Source organism: Mesorhizobium sp. WSM4846 (genome assembly GCF_055811415.1).
Map to the genome: position 1 here is coordinate 21,033 of NZ_JBVVPZ010000008.1, position 15,989 is coordinate 37,021.

The window sequence follows — 15,989 nt, forward strand, 5'->3', positions numbered from 1 at the left end:
AACCTTCAACGGATGACGCCTTGATCGCGCCAAGTTCTCGGCGGAACGCTCGGGACGCTTAGCCGTTGTTCAAGGCTATTCGCGAAAAGGACCCCCCCATGATCAAGAAACTCGCCTGTGCCGCCGCCCTCGCCGCTACGGTTCTAGCCGCCCCTGCCAGCGCAGGGAGGCTGCAGCTCGGCGTGCTCGACTGCACCATCGACGGCGGCACCGGCTATATCGTGACATCCAACAAGGGCGTTGCCTGCACCTTTCGACCTCATCATGGTGGTCCCCCGGAAGCCTATACCGGGGTCATTTCCAAGCTCGGCGTCGACGTCGGCAAGACCCACCAGGGCGAATTGATATGGGCGGTTCTGGCGGCCACCCGCGACCGTGATGCCGGCGATCTTGCCGGCAGCTACTATGGCGTCAACGCCGAGGCCAGCGTGGTAACCGGCGGCGGCGCCAACCTTCTGGTCGGCGGGCTGAACAGCGCCTTTTCGCTGCAGCCTCTCAACGTACAGGCGCAGACCGGCGTCAACCTGGCAGTCGCCGTCACCTCACTGGAACTGATCCACTCTTTCAAATGAGCGCCATAGCGTGGCTCTGCATGCGGCGCGGAACAGGATAGGATAGGACTGTTCCGCGCCGCACGACTTATTGGGAACCGCCGTGCCACGGAAGATCATCGCTGACGCCATGATCGCCAATCTTGATATCCCGCCTTCATCAGCACCCTCAGCGCACCCGCAAAATACCGCTTGAGCTCAATCGCGGTTGAGGTTTTACAACCGTCCCCGAAGCGCCGATTGCCCATTGGAGACGAAGAGCGCTCCACCATTTTTTGAATCGGCGTATACGAAATGTTCGGGAGGGCAGGTGACGGAAACCAGCACAAACAGGGTCGACTGGCGGGCGCTGTGGGCGAGCGGCGCGCTTCTGCTTCATCAGCCTCGGCATCCTGCTGCACGCCACCAACGAAACCATGGTGGCAACGGTGATGCCGGCGATGGTCGGCGAACTCGCCGGGGTTCAACTGGTCGGCTGGTCGCTGGCGATCTACGAGCTCGGCGCCATCGTCGCCGGTGCCGCCGCCGGACGGCTGGTGAGCTATGTCGCGCTGCGCACCAACATGATGGTCGCCGCCCTGCTCTACGCGGCCGGCGCACTGGTCTGCGCCATCGCGCCCTCCATGCCGCTGTTCCTGGCCGGGCGCCTGATCGAGGGTTTTGGCGGCGGCGCGCTGGTGTCGCTGGCCTTCGTCTCGGTCGAGCGGCTGTTTCCACGCGCCATTTGGCCGCAGCTTTTCGGCGTCATGTCGGCGATCTGGGGCCTCGCCGCCTTCAGCGGGCCGGTACTCGGTGCGTTGATGACCGAGTTGCTCTCCTGGCGCTGGGCTTTCGGCGTCTTCACGCTTGGCGGCACGGCCATGGCGTTGGCGAGCTTCATCGTGCTCGACACGCCTGAGGCAACCCGACCGCGGGCGATCACTGGAACCGCGCCGCCCTTCCCCTTTGCCGCGCTCGGCTGCCTTGCCGTCAGCGTCGTGCTGATCGCCACGGCCGGTGTCGACATTGCCCTGCTGCGCTCGTCCCTGCTGCTCATCCTCGGCCTGATCGGGCTCGCGCTGTTCGTCCGCATCGACGCGCTGAAGCCGGGCTCGCGGCTGTTGCCGTCGCGGCTGTTCTCATGGCGCTCGCCGGTCGGTGCTGGCATGACCATGGTCGCCGCGTTTTCGGTGGCGACCTGTTCCTTCGCCGTCTACGGGCCGCTGCTTCTGACCAGCCTGCACGGCATTCCGATCCTGACCACCGGCTATATCATCGCCGCCGAATCGATCGCCTGGTCGATCCTGTCGATCCTCGTCGCCAATGCGCCGCCGGAGCGGGAGAGACTGATCATCACCGGCGGCGCGCTGATGATCGCGCGACGGGCATCGCCGGTTTCGCCTATGCCGTGCCGGCCGGTTCGATTTCGCTAATCCTGTTTTGTGCCTTGCTGCAAGGCGGCGGCTTCGGCATTGCCTGGCCCTTCGTCACACGGGTGATCGTCGCATCGGCCAGGGACGGCGAACAAACGATCGCTTCCGCCGCCGTGCCGACCATGCAGCGCATCGGCTATGCGGTCGGTGCCGCGTTGACCGGCATCGTCGCCAACGCCAGCGGTTTCTCCGAAGGCCTGAACCGCGAGGCGGCGGCGAATGCCGCCACCTGGCTGTTCCTCGCCTTCGTGCCACTCGGGATTCTGGGCTGCCTTGCCGCGCTGAGGATCTCGGGGCCGGCAACCCGGCCGCAGGAAGCGACGGGCTAGACAGTAATCGTCTTCAGCCGTTCGGCGATCAAGGCGGCGAGCCGCGTCGCCACCTCGTCCTTGCTCATCTCGGGCCATTCGTCGACACCGGCCTTCCAGACGATCCGCACCTTGTTGCGGTCGCCGCCCATCACCCCGCTTTCGTGGGATACATCGTTGGCGACGATGAAATCGGCGCCCTTTTTCCTGAGCTTGGCCTCGGCGTTCCTGACCAGATCCTGCGTCTCGGCGGCGAAGCCGACGACCAGGCTGGGCCGCTTTCTGTGATGGCCGACACCGGCAAGGATGTCAGGGTTTTCGATCATCTGCAGCGCCGGCGGCCCCTCGCCCGCCACCTTCTTTATCTTCTCGCCGGCCGAAGTCTCGCTGCGCCAGTCGGCAACCGCCGCGACGAACACCGCCGCGTCCGCCGGCAAAAGCTGTTCGACCGCGTCCTTCATCTCGTTGGCGGTTTCGACATGCAACGTGGTGACCTCAGCCGGATCGGCAATGCCGACCGGACCGGAGACGAGGCGCACATCGGCGCCCAGCCTTGCCAGCGCCGCCGCGATGGCATGGCCCTGCTTGCCGGACGAACGGTTGGCAATATAGCGCACCGGGTCGATCGGCTCATGCGTCGGCCCTGAGGTGACGATGATCTTTCTGCCTGCCAGCGGCTTCGGACTGATGTCGAGCAGCGCCTCGATCGCAGCGACGATTTCCAGCGGCTCGGCCATGCGGCCTTCGCCCGCCTCGTTGCTCTCGGCCATTTCGCCCTTTGCCGGGCCGACGAATGCGACGCCGTCCTTGCGCAACGTCGCCCGGTTTCGCCGGGTCGCGGGATGCGACCACATTTTCGGGTTCATGGCGGGCGCCATCAGCACCGGCTTGTCGGTCGCAATGAGCACGGTCGAGGCAAGGTCGTTGGCATGGCCGTTGGCGAGCTTCGCCATCAGGTCGGCGGTAGACGGCGCCACGACGACAAGATCGGCCTCGCGCGACAAGCGGATGTGGCCGACATCGTGCTCGTCATTGCGGTCGAACAAATCCGTGAACACGTGGTCGGCCGACAGCGCCCCGACCGACAGCGTGGTGACGAATTCCTGCGCCGCGGCGGTCATCACTACGCGCACCACAACACCCCGCTCGCGCAGCCGGCGGATCAGGTCGAGTGCCTTGTAGGCGGCGATACCGCCGCCGATGATCAGCAGGATACGCTTGCCGGAGAGGGTCATGCCCAGTTCTTGTCCGATGTCATGCCGGCTTCAGCGCCGGTTCGATGTCGGTATGGATGAAATCGTCGCCCTTGAAAAGCAGCGGCAGGTTTCGCGTCTTGGCCAAGGCGTAGGCGAAGCAGTCGCCCATGTTGAGATTGGCGCGATGGCCAGTACCTCGGCCATACAGTGCATAGGCTTCAATTCCGGCTTGCGCATGTTCGGCGGAGAGCGCGACGATCGTGACTTTGAGTCTAGCAAGAAGGCCCGTCAACTCGGCCGTGCCAGCCGCGCCATAGCGGCGGACAATTACTGTGCCGCATTCCATCAGAGTTGCGGCGCTCATCAATATCCGCTGATTTCCGGCGAGGCGCTGGGCGATAGCCGGAGCATCGGGCTCCTGCTTCAGGATGGCCACGATCGCTGAGGTGTCGACCACCACGGTCATTCCTCCTCGATGAAGGACCAGAGGTCATCAGTGAATTTCTTCTGATCGAAATCCGCTTGTTGCAGTCGTCGGCCGAATTCGAGGATTTCCTCCGCCGTAACAAAATCCCCGTCACGTTCTTTGGTGACTGCCACTTCCTTCAGCAAGAGATTTCTTGCCTCCTGCTCCATTGACACGCCATGTCTAGCAGCCCGCTCGCGCAGCTTTTGCTTCAGATCGTCGTCGAGATTGCGAATGGTCAGGGTGCCCATAACTACCCTTGCCCCCGTGTGGTCGGTCTGAACTTGGCTTCGTCCTCGGCTGCAATGCCCGACGAGTCGAAACCTTTGGTGGTCGGAAGCCCTACGGATGCGGCGAGCACGTCCCGCGCCTCCTGCTCCATGGAAACGCCACGCGCGGCGCCACGCTCACGCAGTCGCCGCATGACACTCTCATCCACATTGCGAACAGTAATCCGGGCCATGATCGCGCTCCCGCGAACCAATATAGCGACACCGGAGCATGACTGCAATGACAGCACTGCTGTCATTGCTTGCAGTCAGAGCAGCTTCGAGGCGATAAAGACCAGCGTCAGCGCGATCACCCACAGCGCCAGCCTACCTGAGCGGGTGTGGCGCGCCTCGGCCTTGCCGATGGCGTGCGCCGTCCTTTCATCGAAACGCAGCCCGTGTTCGGCCATCAGATCGATCTCGCGCGACAGCCGCTCGGTGCGGGCGGCGAGGTCCGGCGCCTGGCGGGCCAGCGCCAGCAACGCGCTGGCGCCGTCGCGTGCGTCGGCCAGCAGGGCACGCGGGCCGAGATTGCCTGATATCCAGCCTCCGACCACCGGTTCTGACGTCTGCCACATGTTGAAGGCCGGGTCGAGGGTGCGGGCAACGCCCTCGACCACCACCATGGTCTTTTGCAGCAGCACCAGTTCGGACCGCGTCGCCATGTCGAAGAGGTCGGTGACCTCGAACAGAAGCGCCAAGAGCTTGGCCATCGAGATGGTTTCGGCCGGCTGGCCGTGGATCGGCTCACCGATGGCGCGGATCGCCTGGGCGAATGCCGCGACATTATGCAGGCGCGGCACGTAGCCGGCCTCGAAATGCACTTCGGCGACGCGCAGATAGTCACGGGTGATGAAGCCGTAGAGAATTTCGGCGAGGAACCGGCGCTCCTTCTTGCCGAGCCGGCCGGCAATGCCGAGATCGACAGCGACGATGGTGCCATCGGGCTCGACGAACAGGTTTCCCGGATGCATGTCGGCGTGGAAGAAACCGTCGCGCAGCGTATGGCGCAGGAACGACTGGACCAGATTGGCGGCGATCGCCTTCAGATCGTGGCCGGCGGCAGCGAGGCCGGCAATGTCGTTCATCTTGATGCCGTCGACCCATTCCATGGTCAGCACGTCGCGGCCGGTGCGTTCCCAATCGACCGTCGGCACGCGAAAGCCGGGATCGTCCCTGGTGTTTTCGCCGAGCTCCGAAAGCGCTGCCGCCTCAAGCCTCAGATCCATCTCGATCTTGGTGGTCTGCGCCAGCGTCTGGGTCACCTCGACCGGCCGCAGCCGGCGCGACGACGGGATGTATTTTTCCTGGAGACGGGCGGCGAGGAAATAGCTTTCGAGATCGCGAAAGAAACGGCGCCGCACGCCCGGCCGGATCACCTTCACCGCCACCCGCGAACCGACGCCGTTCTGCAAAGTTTCGGCGGTATGGACCTGAGCGATCGAGGCCGCGGCGACCGCCTCGCCGAAACTGGCGTAGAGCTCGCCGACCTTGCGCCCGAGCGAGGCCTCTATCGCCGCAATGGCCTCGGTCTGCGGAAATGTCTGCATCTTGTCCTGCAGCATGGCGAGATCGAGCGCTATGTCGTTGCCGACGACATCGGGCCGTGTCGCCAGGAACTGGCCGAGCTTGACATAGGATGGGCCGAGCCGGACGACCGCCTTGGCCAGCCGGTCGCCACGCTCGTAGGCAAGCGCGCGGCGGCGGGTGAACAGCCGTGCCACCCGCCAGCCGAATTTCGGTAGGCCGAACAGCTCATCGCCCGGCAACGCCGCGACGACGCCTTCGCGGACCAGCACCCAGCCGGCCCGCACGAGCCTGAAACCAGCGCCGACACTGCTCATGACTGCGTTTGTCCTGCCGGTTTTCTAGACCGGCGAAGGGCAGGTCGCGTATAAAAAATACGGGCCAGCCTCAAAGCTTCCAGCCCGAATGAAGCGCGGCTATGCCGCCGGCATAATTGCGAAAAGACACGCGGTCAAAACCGGCGCGGGAAATCATCGCGGCAAAATTCTGCTGATTGGGAAATTTGCGGATCGATTCGACCAGATAGGAATAGGGTTCGTTTTCGCCGGTCACCGCCTTGCCGATCCTGGGGATGGCGTTGAACGACCACGCCTCGTAGACCCTGTCGAGCAGCGGCATGTCGACCTCGGAAAATTCGAGGCAGAGAAAGCGCCCACCGGGTTTCAGCACGCGATAGGCTTCGGCAAGCGCCACATCGATGCGCGGCACGTTGCGAATACCGAACGCGATCGTGTAGGCGTCGAAACTGGCCTCAGCGAAAGGCAGCTCCTCGGCATTGGCCTCGACGAAATCGGTGTTATCAGTCAGGCCCTTTTTCTCGGCCCGGTCGCGGCCGACGGCGAGCATCGAGCCGTTGATGTCGAGAACCGTCGCATGAGCGTTCCTGCCGCTCGCCTCGACGATGCGGAAGGCGATGTCGCCAGTGCCGCCGGCAACGTCGAGAACGCTCCAGCCCGGTCGTTTCGGTGGATTGAGCCATGTGACCATGGCGTCCTTCCACAGCCGATGCAGGCCGCCCGACATCAGGTCGTTCATCAGATCGTAGCGGTTCGCCACCTTGTGGAAAACGTCGTTGACCAGGGACTGCTTCTCGCCTGCCCCTACGCGCTTGAAACCATAGGAGGTTTCCATGCCGCCAACGGCCGTGGTTCTCTCAACCGACATTATTTTTGATCCGCCATAAAACCGGCGGGACCATAGCCGATCGATGATGCCGACGCTATTGTTTAAGGCGCGGTGTTCGGCCGCGCTTCCCGGTCGTGGGATCACGCTTATGGCTCCATGTCCTGGACTGACCTGACGGGATGATTGCATGCCTTTGAAAGCAGAACTGCACTGCCATATCGAAGGGGCAGCGGCGCCCGAACTCGTCATCCGCCAGGCGCAGAAATACGGCAAGGACACCTCGCCCTACATTCAGGACGGCTCTTTCGTCTGGCACGATTTCACCTCCTTCCTCGCCGCCTATGACTTCTCCTCCGACCTGTTCCGCACCGAAGAGGATTATGCGCGGCTGGCCGATCATTACCTGACCAGCCTCGCCCGCGACGGCGCAATCTATTCCGAGATCTTCACCTCGCCGGACCACGCCGGGAAGGCCGGCCTGTCGCCCAAGGCCTATACGGACGCGCTCGGCGAAGGCATGGCGCGCGCCAAGGCCAAGACCGGCATCGAGGGCCGCATGATCGTCACCGGCGTGCGCAATGCCGGCGTCGAATCGATCGAGCAGGCGGCGCGCTTCGCCGCCCGCTGCGGGCATCCGCTGGTCACCGGCTTCGGCGTCGCCGGCGACGAGCGAATGGGCGATCTGGAGGACTATGTCAGGGCCTTCGAAATCGCCCGCGAGGCCGGCCTTGGCATCACCGTCCATGCCGGCGAACTGATGGGCTGGGAGAGCGTCAAGGCCGCGCTCGATCACATCCGCCCCGCTCGCATCGGCCATGGAGTGCGCGCCATCGAAAGCCCCGACGTTGTCCGTCGCATCGCCGATGAAGGCGTCGTGCTCGAATGCTGTCCGAGCTCCAACATCGCGCTAAAGGTGTTCGACAGTTTCGCCGATCACCCTTTTCCGGCCCTGTTGGCGGCGGGCTGCAAGGTGACGCTTAACTCCGACGATCCGCCCTATTTCCGGACGTCGCTGAAGCGCGAATACGACATTGCCGCCGAGCATTTTTCGATGAACGACAAGGCGCTCGCCGCCGTCACCAGAACCGCCATCGACGCCGCCTTCGTCGACAGGAAGACCAGGGCAATGCTGCTGGGCCGGCTCGACGTCAAGGGCAGGTGAATGGTGAATGGTGAATGGTGCACCCGGCGCTTCGGTCCGTCAACCGCGAGTTCTCCGCTGAACCAAGGACTCGCAAACCTGTTCACTATTCACTATTCACCATTCACTACTCACTTTTCACCTGCGCAGCTAGGAGACCACCATGCAGGGCGTCACCGTCGTCGACCATCCGCTTGTCCAGCACAAGCTGACCATCATGCGCAAGAAGGAAACCTCGACGGCCGGCTTCCGGCGGCTGCTGCGCGAGATCTCGCTGCTGCTCGGCTACGAGGTCACCCGCAAGCTCGAACTGACGACGACGACGATCGAAACGCCGATCGAGACGATGGAAGCGCCGACGCTGGAGGGCAAGAAGCTGGTTTTCGCCTCAGTACTGCGCGCCGGCAACGGCCTGCTCGAGGGCCTGCTCGACCTGGTGCCGGCGGCGCGCGTCGCCCATATCGGTCTCTACCGCGACCACGAAACGCTGGAAGCGGTCGAATATTTCTTCAAGGCGCCGAGCGATCTCGCCGACCGGCTGGTGATCGTCGTCGATCCAATGCTGGCGACCGCCAATTCGGCGATCGCGGCGATCGACAAGTTGAAAGGGCGCGGCGCCACCAACATCCGCTTCCTCTGCCTGCTGGCGGCGCCAGAAGGCCTCGATCGCTTCATCAAGGCGCATCCCGATGTCCCGGTCTTCACCGCTTCCATCGACCGCCAGCTCAACGAGAAGGGCTACATCATGCCCGGCCTCGGCGATGCCGGCGACCGCATGTACGGGACCAAATGACCGTGGCGCCGCTCGTTTACCGATCGTTTACGCAAACGACCGCTTTCTGCATCTGTTAAAGCGCCAAACACCATGCCGCGATAAGCATGGGTCTTCACGAAGGCCGGTCCATGCTGCGCAATCTTCTCATCCTTGGCGTGCTCGCCGTAGCATCGGCGTCGTTCCCGATGCTCTACCAGTCGAATCCGCAGATGTTCGAAGGCCTGCTGAAATCGGCGGTCGGGGCCAGCCCGGCGGTCGAAACGGGCCTGAACCTGGCCACGGTTCCCGACAGGCCGGCGCAGCCGCTCGGCCGCAAGGTCGTGATCCCGGCTGACGCGCGCGGGCATTTCACGTCGGCGTTCAAGCTCAACGGTCGAACGGTCGACGGCATGATCGACACCGGCGCAACGCTGGTCGCCATCAACAGTTCGACGGCGCGCAGGATCGGCGTTTCGCTGAACGCGTCGGATTTCAAGCACCAGGTCAACACCGCCAACGGCGCGATCAAGGCTGCGCTGGTGACCGTCGATCGGCTGCAGATCGGCAAGATCACGCTCGACGGCGTCCAGGCGGTCGTGCTCGACGACAAGGCGCTGCGCACCAATTTGATCGGTCTGAGCTTTCTCCAGAGGTTGGAAAAATACCAGGTCGAGAACGGGGCGCTGCTGCTCGTCCAGTGAACCATGATCCCGAAAAGTGGAAACCGGTTTTCGGAAAGATCATGGTCCAATAAAAAACTTCAACCGCGCGGCAGGATGCGCCGGATGACGGTTTTTTCCGCGGGCGGCTTCGAAGCGCCGATCGTATAGGCCGAAAGCACGACGGCGGCGGCCGCCTCGGCATCCCCGGCATTGCGGGCATGGACCAGCGCCAGCGCCTCGCCGGCCCGCACCTCCGCGCCGACAGGCAGCAGCCGGGTGATGCCGACCGCATGGTCGATCCTGTCGTCCGGCCGGATGCGCCCGCCGCCAAGCCCGACTACGGCAAGCCCGATGTCGCGGGTGGAGATGCCGGTGACGAAGCCGTTTTCGGCGGCCTTGACCGCAAATTCCGTCGCCGCCCTCGGCAGGTATTTTTCCGGGTTCTCGACGAAGTCGCCTGGACCGCCGAGCGCCGTCACCATCCGCGCGAAGACGGCGGCGGCACCGCCGCCGGCAAGCGTCTCGGCGGCGCGCCGCATGCCGTCCTGGTTGGACGAGGCCAGCCCGGCCGACTGCAGCATGTCTGCGGCCAGTGCCAGCGTCACATCCTCCAGGCGCCGGTCTCGGAAGCGGCCGGTGAGGAAATCGACGGCATTGCGCACCTCGACCGCGTTGCCGGCTGCCGACGCCAGCGGCTCGTTCATGCCGGTGACCAGCGCCGAGGTCTTCAGGCCGGCGCCGTTGGCGACTTCGACCAGGCTGTTCGCCAGTGTCGTTGCGTCGCGCGACTTTTCCATGAAGGCGCCGTTGCCGACCTTTACGTCGAGCACCAGCGACTGCAGGCCGGCGGCCAGTTTCTTCGACAGGATCGAGGCGGTGATCAGCGGCACCGATTCGACGGTTCCCGTCACGTCGCGGATCGCATAGAGCCGGCGGTCGGCGGGCGCGAGATCGGCGGTCTGGCCGATGATGGCGCAGCCGGCTTCGAGCACTGCCTTGCGGAATCCCGCGACATCCGGCTGGCTGGTATAGCCCGGGATGGCGTCCATCTTGTCCAGAGTGCCGCCGGTATGGCCGAGGCCGCGGCCGGAAATCATCGGCACATAAGCGCCGCAGGCAGCGACGATCGGCGCCACCAACAGCGAGACATTGTCGCCGACGCCGCCTGTCGAATGCTTGTCGGTGACCGGGCCCGGCAGGTCCGACCAGTCGAGCACGCCGCCGGAATCGCGCATCGCCAGGGTCAGCGCCACCGCCTCGTCGCGGCTCATGCCGTTGAAGAACACCGCCATGGCGAAGGCCCCGACCTGCCCGTCCGAGACGGTGCCGGCGGTGACGCCTTCGATGAAGCTGGCGATCTCCTGCGTCGACAGCTTGTGGCCGTCGCGCTTGCTGCGGATGATTTCCTGGGGAAGCATCAGGCCGGGACCTTACGCTCCGGCAACCCATCCTGGAACACACGCTGGAGGATCGTCGCCAGCCGCGCGCCGCCAATCGGCGCCATGTCCTTGGTCTCCTGGTGCGAAAGCTCCGCCCCTGTCATCCCTGCGGCGAGATTGGTGATGACCGAGCAGGCGGCGACGCGCAGGCCGAGGAAACGGGCGAGAATGACCTCCGGCACGGTCGACATGCCGACGGCATTGGCGCCCATGACGCGCGCCATGCGGATCTCGGCGGGCGTCTCGAAGCACGGCCCGGAAAACCACATATAGACGCCCTTGTGCAGCGCGGTGTTCGTCGCCTTCGCGGCCGTCTCGATCGCTGAGCGAAGACCGGCATCATAGGCTTCGGTCAGGCCGACGAAGCGGCGGTCGCTCGGCTCGCCGATCAGCGGATTGGAACCCGAGAAATTGATGTGGTCGGTGATCAGCATCACCGAGCCCGGCCCCATGCCCGGATCGACCGAGCCGGCGGCATTGGTGAGGATCAGTTGCGAGATGCCGAGGCCGGCAAGCACTTCAAGCGCCGGCCGCATCGCCGCCGCGTTGCCGTGCTCGTAGTAGTGAGCGCGGCCGGACAGCATCAGCACAGGCGTGCCGGCAAAACGTCCCGCCACCACCTCGCCGGCATGGCCGGTGACGCCGCTTCTGGGAAAGCCCGGCAATTCGCCATAGGAAATGCGGACAGCATCCTCGACCTGGTCGACAAGCCCGCCAAGGCCCGAACCCAGCACCAGCGCGGTGGCGGGCGCCAGCCCGTCCAGCCTTTCGACCAGACGATCAAGCGCTTCCTTCATGTCAACCAGCTCTTCACTTCAACCAAGCTCTTCATTTCAGCATATCGCCCTGAAAGCCGTAGGGCAGCATCTCGCCCATGGTCACGGTTTCGACCACGCCGTCATTGTCGCAAAGATAGAGTTTGGTGTCCGGCCGGCAGAATTCGGCCAGCCGCTGCCGGCAGCCGCCGCAGGGCGAGCATTTCGCCATGCGCTCTGCGATGACAGCGATTTCCGTTATCCTGCCGCCGCCGGCCATGATGAAGTGGCCGAGCGCGGTGGTTTCGGCGCACCAACCTTCCGGATAGGACGCGACCTCGACGTTGGCGCCGGTAAAGACGCGGCCGTCCTCGGTGCGCAGTGCCGCCCCGACCGGGAATTTCGAATAGGGCGCATAGGCCTTGGCCATGGCGGCCTTGGCCTCTTCGAACAGATCATGCGACATTGTTTTTCCATTGCATGATCTTGTCCGAAAGCCGGCTTCCACGTTTCGCTGACGCGGACCTGCGGTTCGAAATCATGCTCATATTTTTCCATTGCATGATCCTGTCCGGAAACCGGCTTCCGCTTTTCGCTGACCTGCGGTTCGAAATCACGCTTAGCGTTCCTTGACATAGGGCACGCCGCCGGCGCGCGGCGGAATTGCCTTGCCGATAAAGCCGGCGAGCAGGATGACGGTGAGGATATAGGGCAGCGCCTGCATGAGCTGCACCGGCACCTTGCCGATCAGCGGCAGCGGCGTGCCCTGCAGGCGGATCGACAGCGCGTCGAGGAAGCCGAACAACAGGCAGGCGAACATGGCGTTGACCGGCTTCCACTTGGCGAAGATCAGCGCGGCAAGCGCGATGTAGCCCTTGCCGGCAGTCATGTCCTTGACGAAGCCGCCATTCTGCACCATCGACAGATAGGCGCCGGCAATACCGGTGAGCACGCCGGTGCAGATCAGCGCCCGGTAGCGCAGCCAGGCGACCGAGATGCCGGCGGTGTCGACCGCGGCCGGGTTCTCGCCGACCGCGCGCATGCGCAAGCCGAAACGGGTGCGGAACAGCACCCACCAGGTGAACGGCACGGCGAGGAACGCGACATAGACCAGCACGGAATGACCGGAGATCAGTTCCGAATATATCGGTCCGAGGATCGGCACGCCCCTGAGCGCTTCCGCGCCGGGCCAGACGATCGCCCCGAACCGCTCGTCCGAGGCCAGAGCCGGCGTACGTCCACCTTGCTGGAACCAGGCCTGGCCGAGCATGATCGTCGATCCGGCGGCGATGAAATTGATCGCCACGCCGGAGACGATCTGGTTGCCGCGATGGGTGATCGAGGCAAAGCCGTGGACCAGCGCAAAAGCGACCGAGATGAGGATGGCCATGCCGAGGCCGATATAGGCGGAATGGAAGACGGAGGCGGAGGCAGCACCGGCGAAGGCGCCGACCAGCATCTTGCCCTCGAGCCCGATGTCGAAAATGCCGGCCCGCTCCGAATAGAGGCCGGCGAGGCAGGCGAGCAGCAACGGCACCGACAGGCGGATGGTCGAGTCCAGAACCTGGATGATGGCGTTGAACAGATCCATCTCAGGCGCCCTTCCCCTTGATCGCTTCGATGCCGACAGATCTCGGGCTGAGCGAGGCGAACAGCGCCTGGACATAGGGCCGGAACATATGCTCGAGCGCGCCGGCGAACAGGATGACCAGGCCCTGGATGATGACGATCATGTCGCGGCTGATCGCCGGCATCTCGAAGGCGAGCTCGGCGCCGCCCTGGTAGAGCATGCCGAACAATATTGCGGCGAGCACGATGCCGACCGGGTGCAGGCGTCCCATCAGCGCTACTGCGATGCCGACGAAACCGGCGCCCGAAACGAATTCGAGCGCGACATTGTGCTGGTCGCCCATCGTCGGGTTGAGCGCCATCATTCCGGCCAGCGCGCCCGAAATCATCATGGCGACGATGATGATGCGGGTCTCCGAAATGCCGGCATAGCGCGCCGCTTTCGCGCTGTGGCCGTAGGTGCGCATCTCGTAACCGAGCCTGGTGCGCCAGATCAGCATCCAGACCAGAAACGCCATGGCCAGCGCCAGCAGGAAGCTGATGTTGAACGGCGCCGAGCGGATCTTGGCGCCGAACAATTCGATGACCCAGTTGAGCTTCGGCAGTTGCGCGCCGTCGAGGAAGGTGCGTGTCTGCGGCGCCATCGAATTGGCCGGCTTCAAGAATCCGACCAGCGCGTAGACCATGACGCTGGCGGCGATGAAATTGAACATGATGGTGGTGATGACGATGTGCGAGCCGCGCCTGGCCTGCAGATAGGCCGGGATCAGCGCCCACAGCGCCCCCATCGCCGCAGCGGCAATGATCGCCAGCGGAAAGGTGAGCCACCATGGCAGCACGCTGTCGAAGGCCAAGCAGACGATGCCGATGCCGAGACCGGCGATATAGCCCTGGCCCTCGCCACCGATGTTGAACAGGCCGCAATGCGCGGCAACCGCCACCGACAGCCCGCTGAAAATGAAGGTGGTGGCGTAGAACAGCGTGAACGCAATGCCTTGCCCACGGCCGAAGGCGCCCTCGATCAGGACGGCGGCAGCGCGGAACGGATTTTCGCCCACCAGAAGCACGACGAGGCCGGCGACGACGAAGGCAACGGCGAGATTGATCACCGGGATCAGCCCGTAATCCGCCCAGGCCGGCAGCTTGGCGTAAGGCGTGCTCATTCCGCCGCCTCCCGGTGCTCGACGCCGGCCATCAGCAGTCCAAGCTCGCCTTCGCTCGCCTCGGGGCCGCGCTCGCCGACGATGCGGCCAGCAAACATTACCAGGATGCGGTCGGAGAGCGAACGGATCTCGTCGAGCTCGACGGACACCACCAGCACCGCCTTGCCCTGGTCGCGCATGGCGATGAGCCGCTTGTGGATGAATTCGATGGCGCCAACATCCACGCCGCGCGTCGGCTGGCCGACGATAAGCACGCCCGGGTCCTGTTCCATTTCCCGCGCCAGCACGATCTTCTGCTGGTTGCCGCCGGAGAAATTCGCGGTCTTGAGACGGCAGTCCGCCGGGCGGATGTCGTATTTGGCGATCTTGTCCCTGGCGTCGTCGCGGATCGCGTCGATGTCGAGGAACGGTCCCTTCAGGTATCGCGGATCGTCGTGATAGCCGAGTATCGAATTCTCGTTCTCCTCGAAGGCCAGCACCAGCCCGACATGATGACGGTCTTCCGGGACATGGGCGAGGCCGCGGTCGCGCAGTTCGCCGGGATCGGCGGCCCCGGTCAGATCAATCGGCCTGCCGTCGAGCATGACGGAGCCCGAGACGGCGCGCCTGATGCCGGAAATCGCCTCGAGCATTTCGGATTGCCCGTTGCCGGCGACGCCGGCGATGCCAACGATCTCGCCGGCGCGCACATCGAAGGAGACGTCGTCGACCATGGTGACGCCACGCGAATCCTTCACCGTCAGGTTCTTCACCGCGAGCTTGACCCCGCCGGCTTCCGCCTCGCCCTTCTCGACCCTGAGCAGCACGCGGCGCCCGACCATCAGCTCGGCCAGTTCCCCGACCGTGGTCTTCGTGGTTTCCCGTGTCGCCACCATCGTGCCCTGGCGCATGACCGAGACCGTGTCGGTGATCGCCATGATCTCGCGCAGCTTATGGGTGATCAGCACGATCGTTTTACCCTGCTCCTTCAACTGCCTGAGGATGCGGAACAGATGGTCGGCTTCTGCGGGCGTCAGCACGCCCGTCGGCTCGTCGAGAATCAGGATCTCGGCGCCGCGATACAGCGCCTTGAGGATTTCGACACGCTGCTGCAGTCCGACCGGCAACTCCTCGATGATCGCATCGGGATCGACCTCCAGCCCATATTCGCGCTCGAGCCGTTCCAGCTCGGACCGCGCCTTGGCGATGCTCTTCTTCAGCAGCGCATCGCTTTCAGCGCCGAGAATGACGTTTTCCAGCACCGTGAAATTGTCGACCAGCATGAAATGCTGATGCACCATGCCGATGCCGAGCGCGATGGCGTCGTTGGGCGATTTGATCGACGCCGGCTGGCCGCCGACGCGGATCTCGCCGCTGTCGGCCTGGTAGAAACCATAAAGGATCGACATCAGCGTCGACTTGCCAGCGCCGTTCTCGCCGACAATGCCGTGGATGGTGCCGCGCGCGATCTCCAGATTGATGTCGCGATTGGCGCGCACGGCGCCAAAACTCTTGTTGATGCCGATCAGCTCGATTGCGGCTTGCGCCATGCAGCCTTTCCCATCGTATTTTTATCGCTTGGTCAAACGCCTAGCATGACGCCCCGCCTGTGCCAATTGCCGGAGCAGCGTTCACTCTCGACAAATCCCCGCGCGCTTGTCAATTTCGAACGT

The 15,989-nt window shown here is 64.2% G+C and carries 16 protein-coding genes and 1 pseudogene; 5 read left to right on the forward strand and 12 right to left on the reverse strand.

Annotated features, from left to right (window positions below; genetic code table 11):
• Positions 1-98: 98 nt before the first annotated feature.
• Positions 99-572 (forward strand): DUF992 domain-containing protein, encoded by a 474-nt coding sequence (locus AC0L15_RS09635; RefSeq protein ID WP_287246017.1) that lies wholly within the window; start codon positions 99-101, stop codon positions 570-572.
• A gap of 289 nt (positions 573-861) precedes the next feature.
• Positions 862-2,292, forward strand: a pseudogene (locus tag AC0L15_RS09640) (MFS transporter).
• Here AC0L15_RS09640 and coaBC read toward each other — a convergent pair.
• The 6 genes from coaBC to ubiE all read right to left on the reverse strand — a co-directional run bounded on the left by coaBC (position 2,289) and on the right by ubiE (position 6,893).
• On the reverse strand, positions 2,289-3,506 hold the full coding sequence (gene coaBC, locus AC0L15_RS09645; RefSeq protein WP_473496283.1) for a bifunctional phosphopantothenoylcysteine decarboxylase/phosphopantothenate--cysteine ligase CoaBC: 1,218 nt from the start codon (positions 3,504-3,506) through the stop codon (positions 2,289-2,291). The pseudogene AC0L15_RS09640 and the gene coaBC overlap by 4 nt on opposite strands.
• 19 nt (positions 3,507-3,525) lie before the next feature.
• On the reverse strand, positions 3,526-3,933 hold the full coding sequence (locus AC0L15_RS09650) for a type II toxin-antitoxin system VapC family toxin (protein WP_031254220.1): 408 nt from the start codon (positions 3,931-3,933) through the stop codon (positions 3,526-3,528).
• A complete protein-coding gene (locus AC0L15_RS09655) occupies positions 3,930-4,184 on the reverse strand; it encodes a FitA-like ribbon-helix-helix domain-containing protein (RefSeq protein WP_128247411.1) in 255 nt (84 codons plus the stop codon). Before AC0L15_RS09655 ends, AC0L15_RS09650 begins: the two co-directional genes overlap by 4 nt.
• 2 nt (positions 4,185-4,186) lie before the next feature.
• Positions 4,187-4,462 (reverse strand): FitA-like ribbon-helix-helix domain-containing protein, encoded by a 276-nt coding sequence (locus AC0L15_RS09660; RefSeq protein WP_473496284.1) that lies wholly within the window; start codon positions 4,460-4,462, stop codon positions 4,187-4,189.
• A gap of 9 nt (positions 4,463-4,471) precedes the next feature.
• Positions 4,472-6,046 carry a 2-polyprenylphenol 6-hydroxylase gene (gene ubiB, locus AC0L15_RS09665; protein ID WP_287246016.1) on the reverse strand — a complete coding sequence of 525 codons (1,575 nt, stop codon included), beginning with the start codon at positions 6,044-6,046 and terminating at the stop codon, positions 4,472-4,474.
• Between the two features lie 70 nt (positions 6,047-6,116).
• Entirely contained in the window at positions 6,117-6,893 is a 777-nt protein-coding gene (ubiE, locus tag AC0L15_RS09670) for a bifunctional demethylmenaquinone methyltransferase/2-methoxy-6-polyprenyl-1,4-benzoquinol methylase UbiE (protein ID WP_128247409.1), read from the reverse strand.
• Positions 6,894-7,041: 148 nt separating this feature from the next.
• On the opposite strand from ubiE, the gene AC0L15_RS09675 reads away from it, so the two are divergent.
• The 3 genes from AC0L15_RS09675 to AC0L15_RS09685 all read left to right on the forward strand — a co-directional run bounded on the left by AC0L15_RS09675 (position 7,042) and on the right by AC0L15_RS09685 (position 9,450).
• Entirely contained in the window at positions 7,042-8,016 is a 975-nt protein-coding gene (locus tag AC0L15_RS09675) for an adenosine deaminase (protein WP_287246013.1), read from the forward strand.
• Between the two features lie 142 nt (positions 8,017-8,158).
• A complete protein-coding gene (upp, locus tag AC0L15_RS09680) occupies positions 8,159-8,788 on the forward strand; it encodes a uracil phosphoribosyltransferase (RefSeq protein WP_287246011.1) in 630 nt (209 codons plus the stop codon).
• A gap of 110 nt (positions 8,789-8,898) precedes the next feature.
• On the forward strand, positions 8,899-9,450 hold the full coding sequence (locus AC0L15_RS09685; RefSeq protein ID WP_287074492.1) for a TIGR02281 family clan AA aspartic protease: 552 nt from the start codon (positions 8,899-8,901) through the stop codon (positions 9,448-9,450).
• Positions 9,451-9,509: 59 nt separating this feature from the next.
• Here AC0L15_RS09685 and deoA read toward each other — a convergent pair whose 3' ends face one another.
• From deoA to AC0L15_RS09715, 6 genes are all read right to left on the reverse strand, one after another.
• Positions 9,510-10,829 (reverse strand): thymidine phosphorylase, encoded by a 1,320-nt coding sequence (gene deoA / locus AC0L15_RS09690; protein ID WP_473496285.1) that lies wholly within the window; start codon positions 10,827-10,829, stop codon positions 9,510-9,512.
• Positions 10,829-11,647 carry a purine-nucleoside phosphorylase gene (locus AC0L15_RS09695; protein WP_287064695.1) on the reverse strand — a complete coding sequence of 273 codons (819 nt, stop codon included), beginning with the start codon at positions 11,645-11,647 and terminating at the stop codon, positions 10,829-10,831. Before AC0L15_RS09695 ends, deoA begins: the two co-directional genes overlap by 1 nt.
• A gap of 31 nt (positions 11,648-11,678) precedes the next feature.
• The gene (cdd, locus tag AC0L15_RS09700; protein WP_287064696.1) at positions 11,679-12,071 is read right to left on the reverse strand and encodes a cytidine deaminase; all 393 of its coding nucleotides are present in this window, start codon (positions 12,069-12,071) and stop codon (positions 11,679-11,681) included.
• A gap of 153 nt (positions 12,072-12,224) precedes the next feature.
• Positions 12,225-13,196 (reverse strand): ABC transporter permease, encoded by a 972-nt coding sequence (locus AC0L15_RS09705; RefSeq protein ID WP_287246007.1) that lies wholly within the window; start codon positions 13,194-13,196, stop codon positions 12,225-12,227.
• 1 nt (position 13,197) lies between these two features.
• A complete protein-coding gene (locus AC0L15_RS09710; RefSeq protein ID WP_287064698.1) occupies positions 13,198-14,337 on the reverse strand; it encodes an ABC transporter permease in 1,140 nt (379 codons plus the stop codon).
• Positions 14,334-15,866 carry an ABC transporter ATP-binding protein gene (locus AC0L15_RS09715; RefSeq protein WP_027153024.1) on the reverse strand — a complete coding sequence of 511 codons (1,533 nt, stop codon included), beginning with the start codon at positions 15,864-15,866 and terminating at the stop codon, positions 14,334-14,336. Before AC0L15_RS09715 ends, AC0L15_RS09710 begins: the two co-directional genes overlap by 4 nt.
• Positions 15,867-15,989: the final 123 nt, after the last annotated feature.

What these genes read in the sequence shown, in the direction of transcription:
- AC0L15_RS09710 (WP_287064698.1), bottom strand. Translation starts at nt 14,337, where the DNA reads ATGAGCACGCCTTACGCCAAGCTGCCGGCCTGGGCGGATTACGGGCTG.
- ubiB (WP_287246016.1), bottom strand. Translation starts at nt 6,046, where the DNA reads ATGAGCAGTGTCGGCGCTGGTTTCAGGCTCGTGCGGGCCGGCTGGGTG.
- upp (WP_287246011.1), top strand. Translation starts at nt 8,159, where the DNA reads ATGCAGGGCGTCACCGTCGTCGACCATCCGCTTGTCCAGCACAAGCTG.
- ubiE (WP_128247409.1), bottom strand. Translation starts at nt 6,893, where the DNA reads ATGTCGGTTGAGAGAACCACGGCCGTTGGCGGCATGGAAACCTCCTAT.
- deoA (WP_473496285.1), bottom strand. Translation starts at nt 10,829, where the DNA reads ATGCTTCCCCAGGAAATCATCCGCAGCAAGCGCGACGGCCACAAGCTG.
- AC0L15_RS09695 (WP_287064695.1), bottom strand. Translation starts at nt 11,647, where the DNA reads ATGAAGGAAGCGCTTGATCGTCTGGTCGAAAGGCTGGACGGGCTGGCG.
- AC0L15_RS09655 (WP_128247411.1), bottom strand. Translation starts at nt 4,184, where the DNA reads ATGGGCACCCTGACCATTCGCAATCTCGACGACGATCTGAAGCAAAAG.
- cdd (WP_287064696.1), bottom strand. Translation starts at nt 12,071, where the DNA reads ATGTCGCATGATCTGTTCGAAGAGGCCAAGGCCGCCATGGCCAAGGCC.
- AC0L15_RS09675 (WP_287246013.1), top strand. Translation starts at nt 7,042, where the DNA reads ATGCCTTTGAAAGCAGAACTGCACTGCCATATCGAAGGGGCAGCGGCG.
- AC0L15_RS09715 (WP_027153024.1), bottom strand. Translation starts at nt 15,866, where the DNA reads ATGGCGCAAGCCGCAATCGAGCTGATCGGCATCAACAAGAGTTTTGGC.
- coaBC (WP_473496283.1), bottom strand. Translation starts at nt 3,506, where the DNA reads ATGACCCTCTCCGGCAAGCGTATCCTGCTGATCATCGGCGGCGGTATC.
- AC0L15_RS09660 (WP_473496284.1), bottom strand. Translation starts at nt 4,462, where the DNA reads ATGACAGCAGTGCTGTCATTGCAGTCATGCTCCGGTGTCGCTATATTG.
- AC0L15_RS09705 (WP_287246007.1), bottom strand. Translation starts at nt 13,196, where the DNA reads ATGGATCTGTTCAACGCCATCATCCAGGTTCTGGACTCGACCATCCGC.
- AC0L15_RS09635 (WP_287246017.1), top strand. Translation starts at nt 99, where the DNA reads ATGATCAAGAAACTCGCCTGTGCCGCCGCCCTCGCCGCTACGGTTCTA.
- AC0L15_RS09685 (WP_287074492.1), top strand. Translation starts at nt 8,899, where the DNA reads ATGCTGCGCAATCTTCTCATCCTTGGCGTGCTCGCCGTAGCATCGGCG.
- AC0L15_RS09650 (WP_031254220.1), bottom strand. Translation starts at nt 3,933, where the DNA reads ATGACCGTGGTGGTCGACACCTCAGCGATCGTGGCCATCCTGAAGCAG.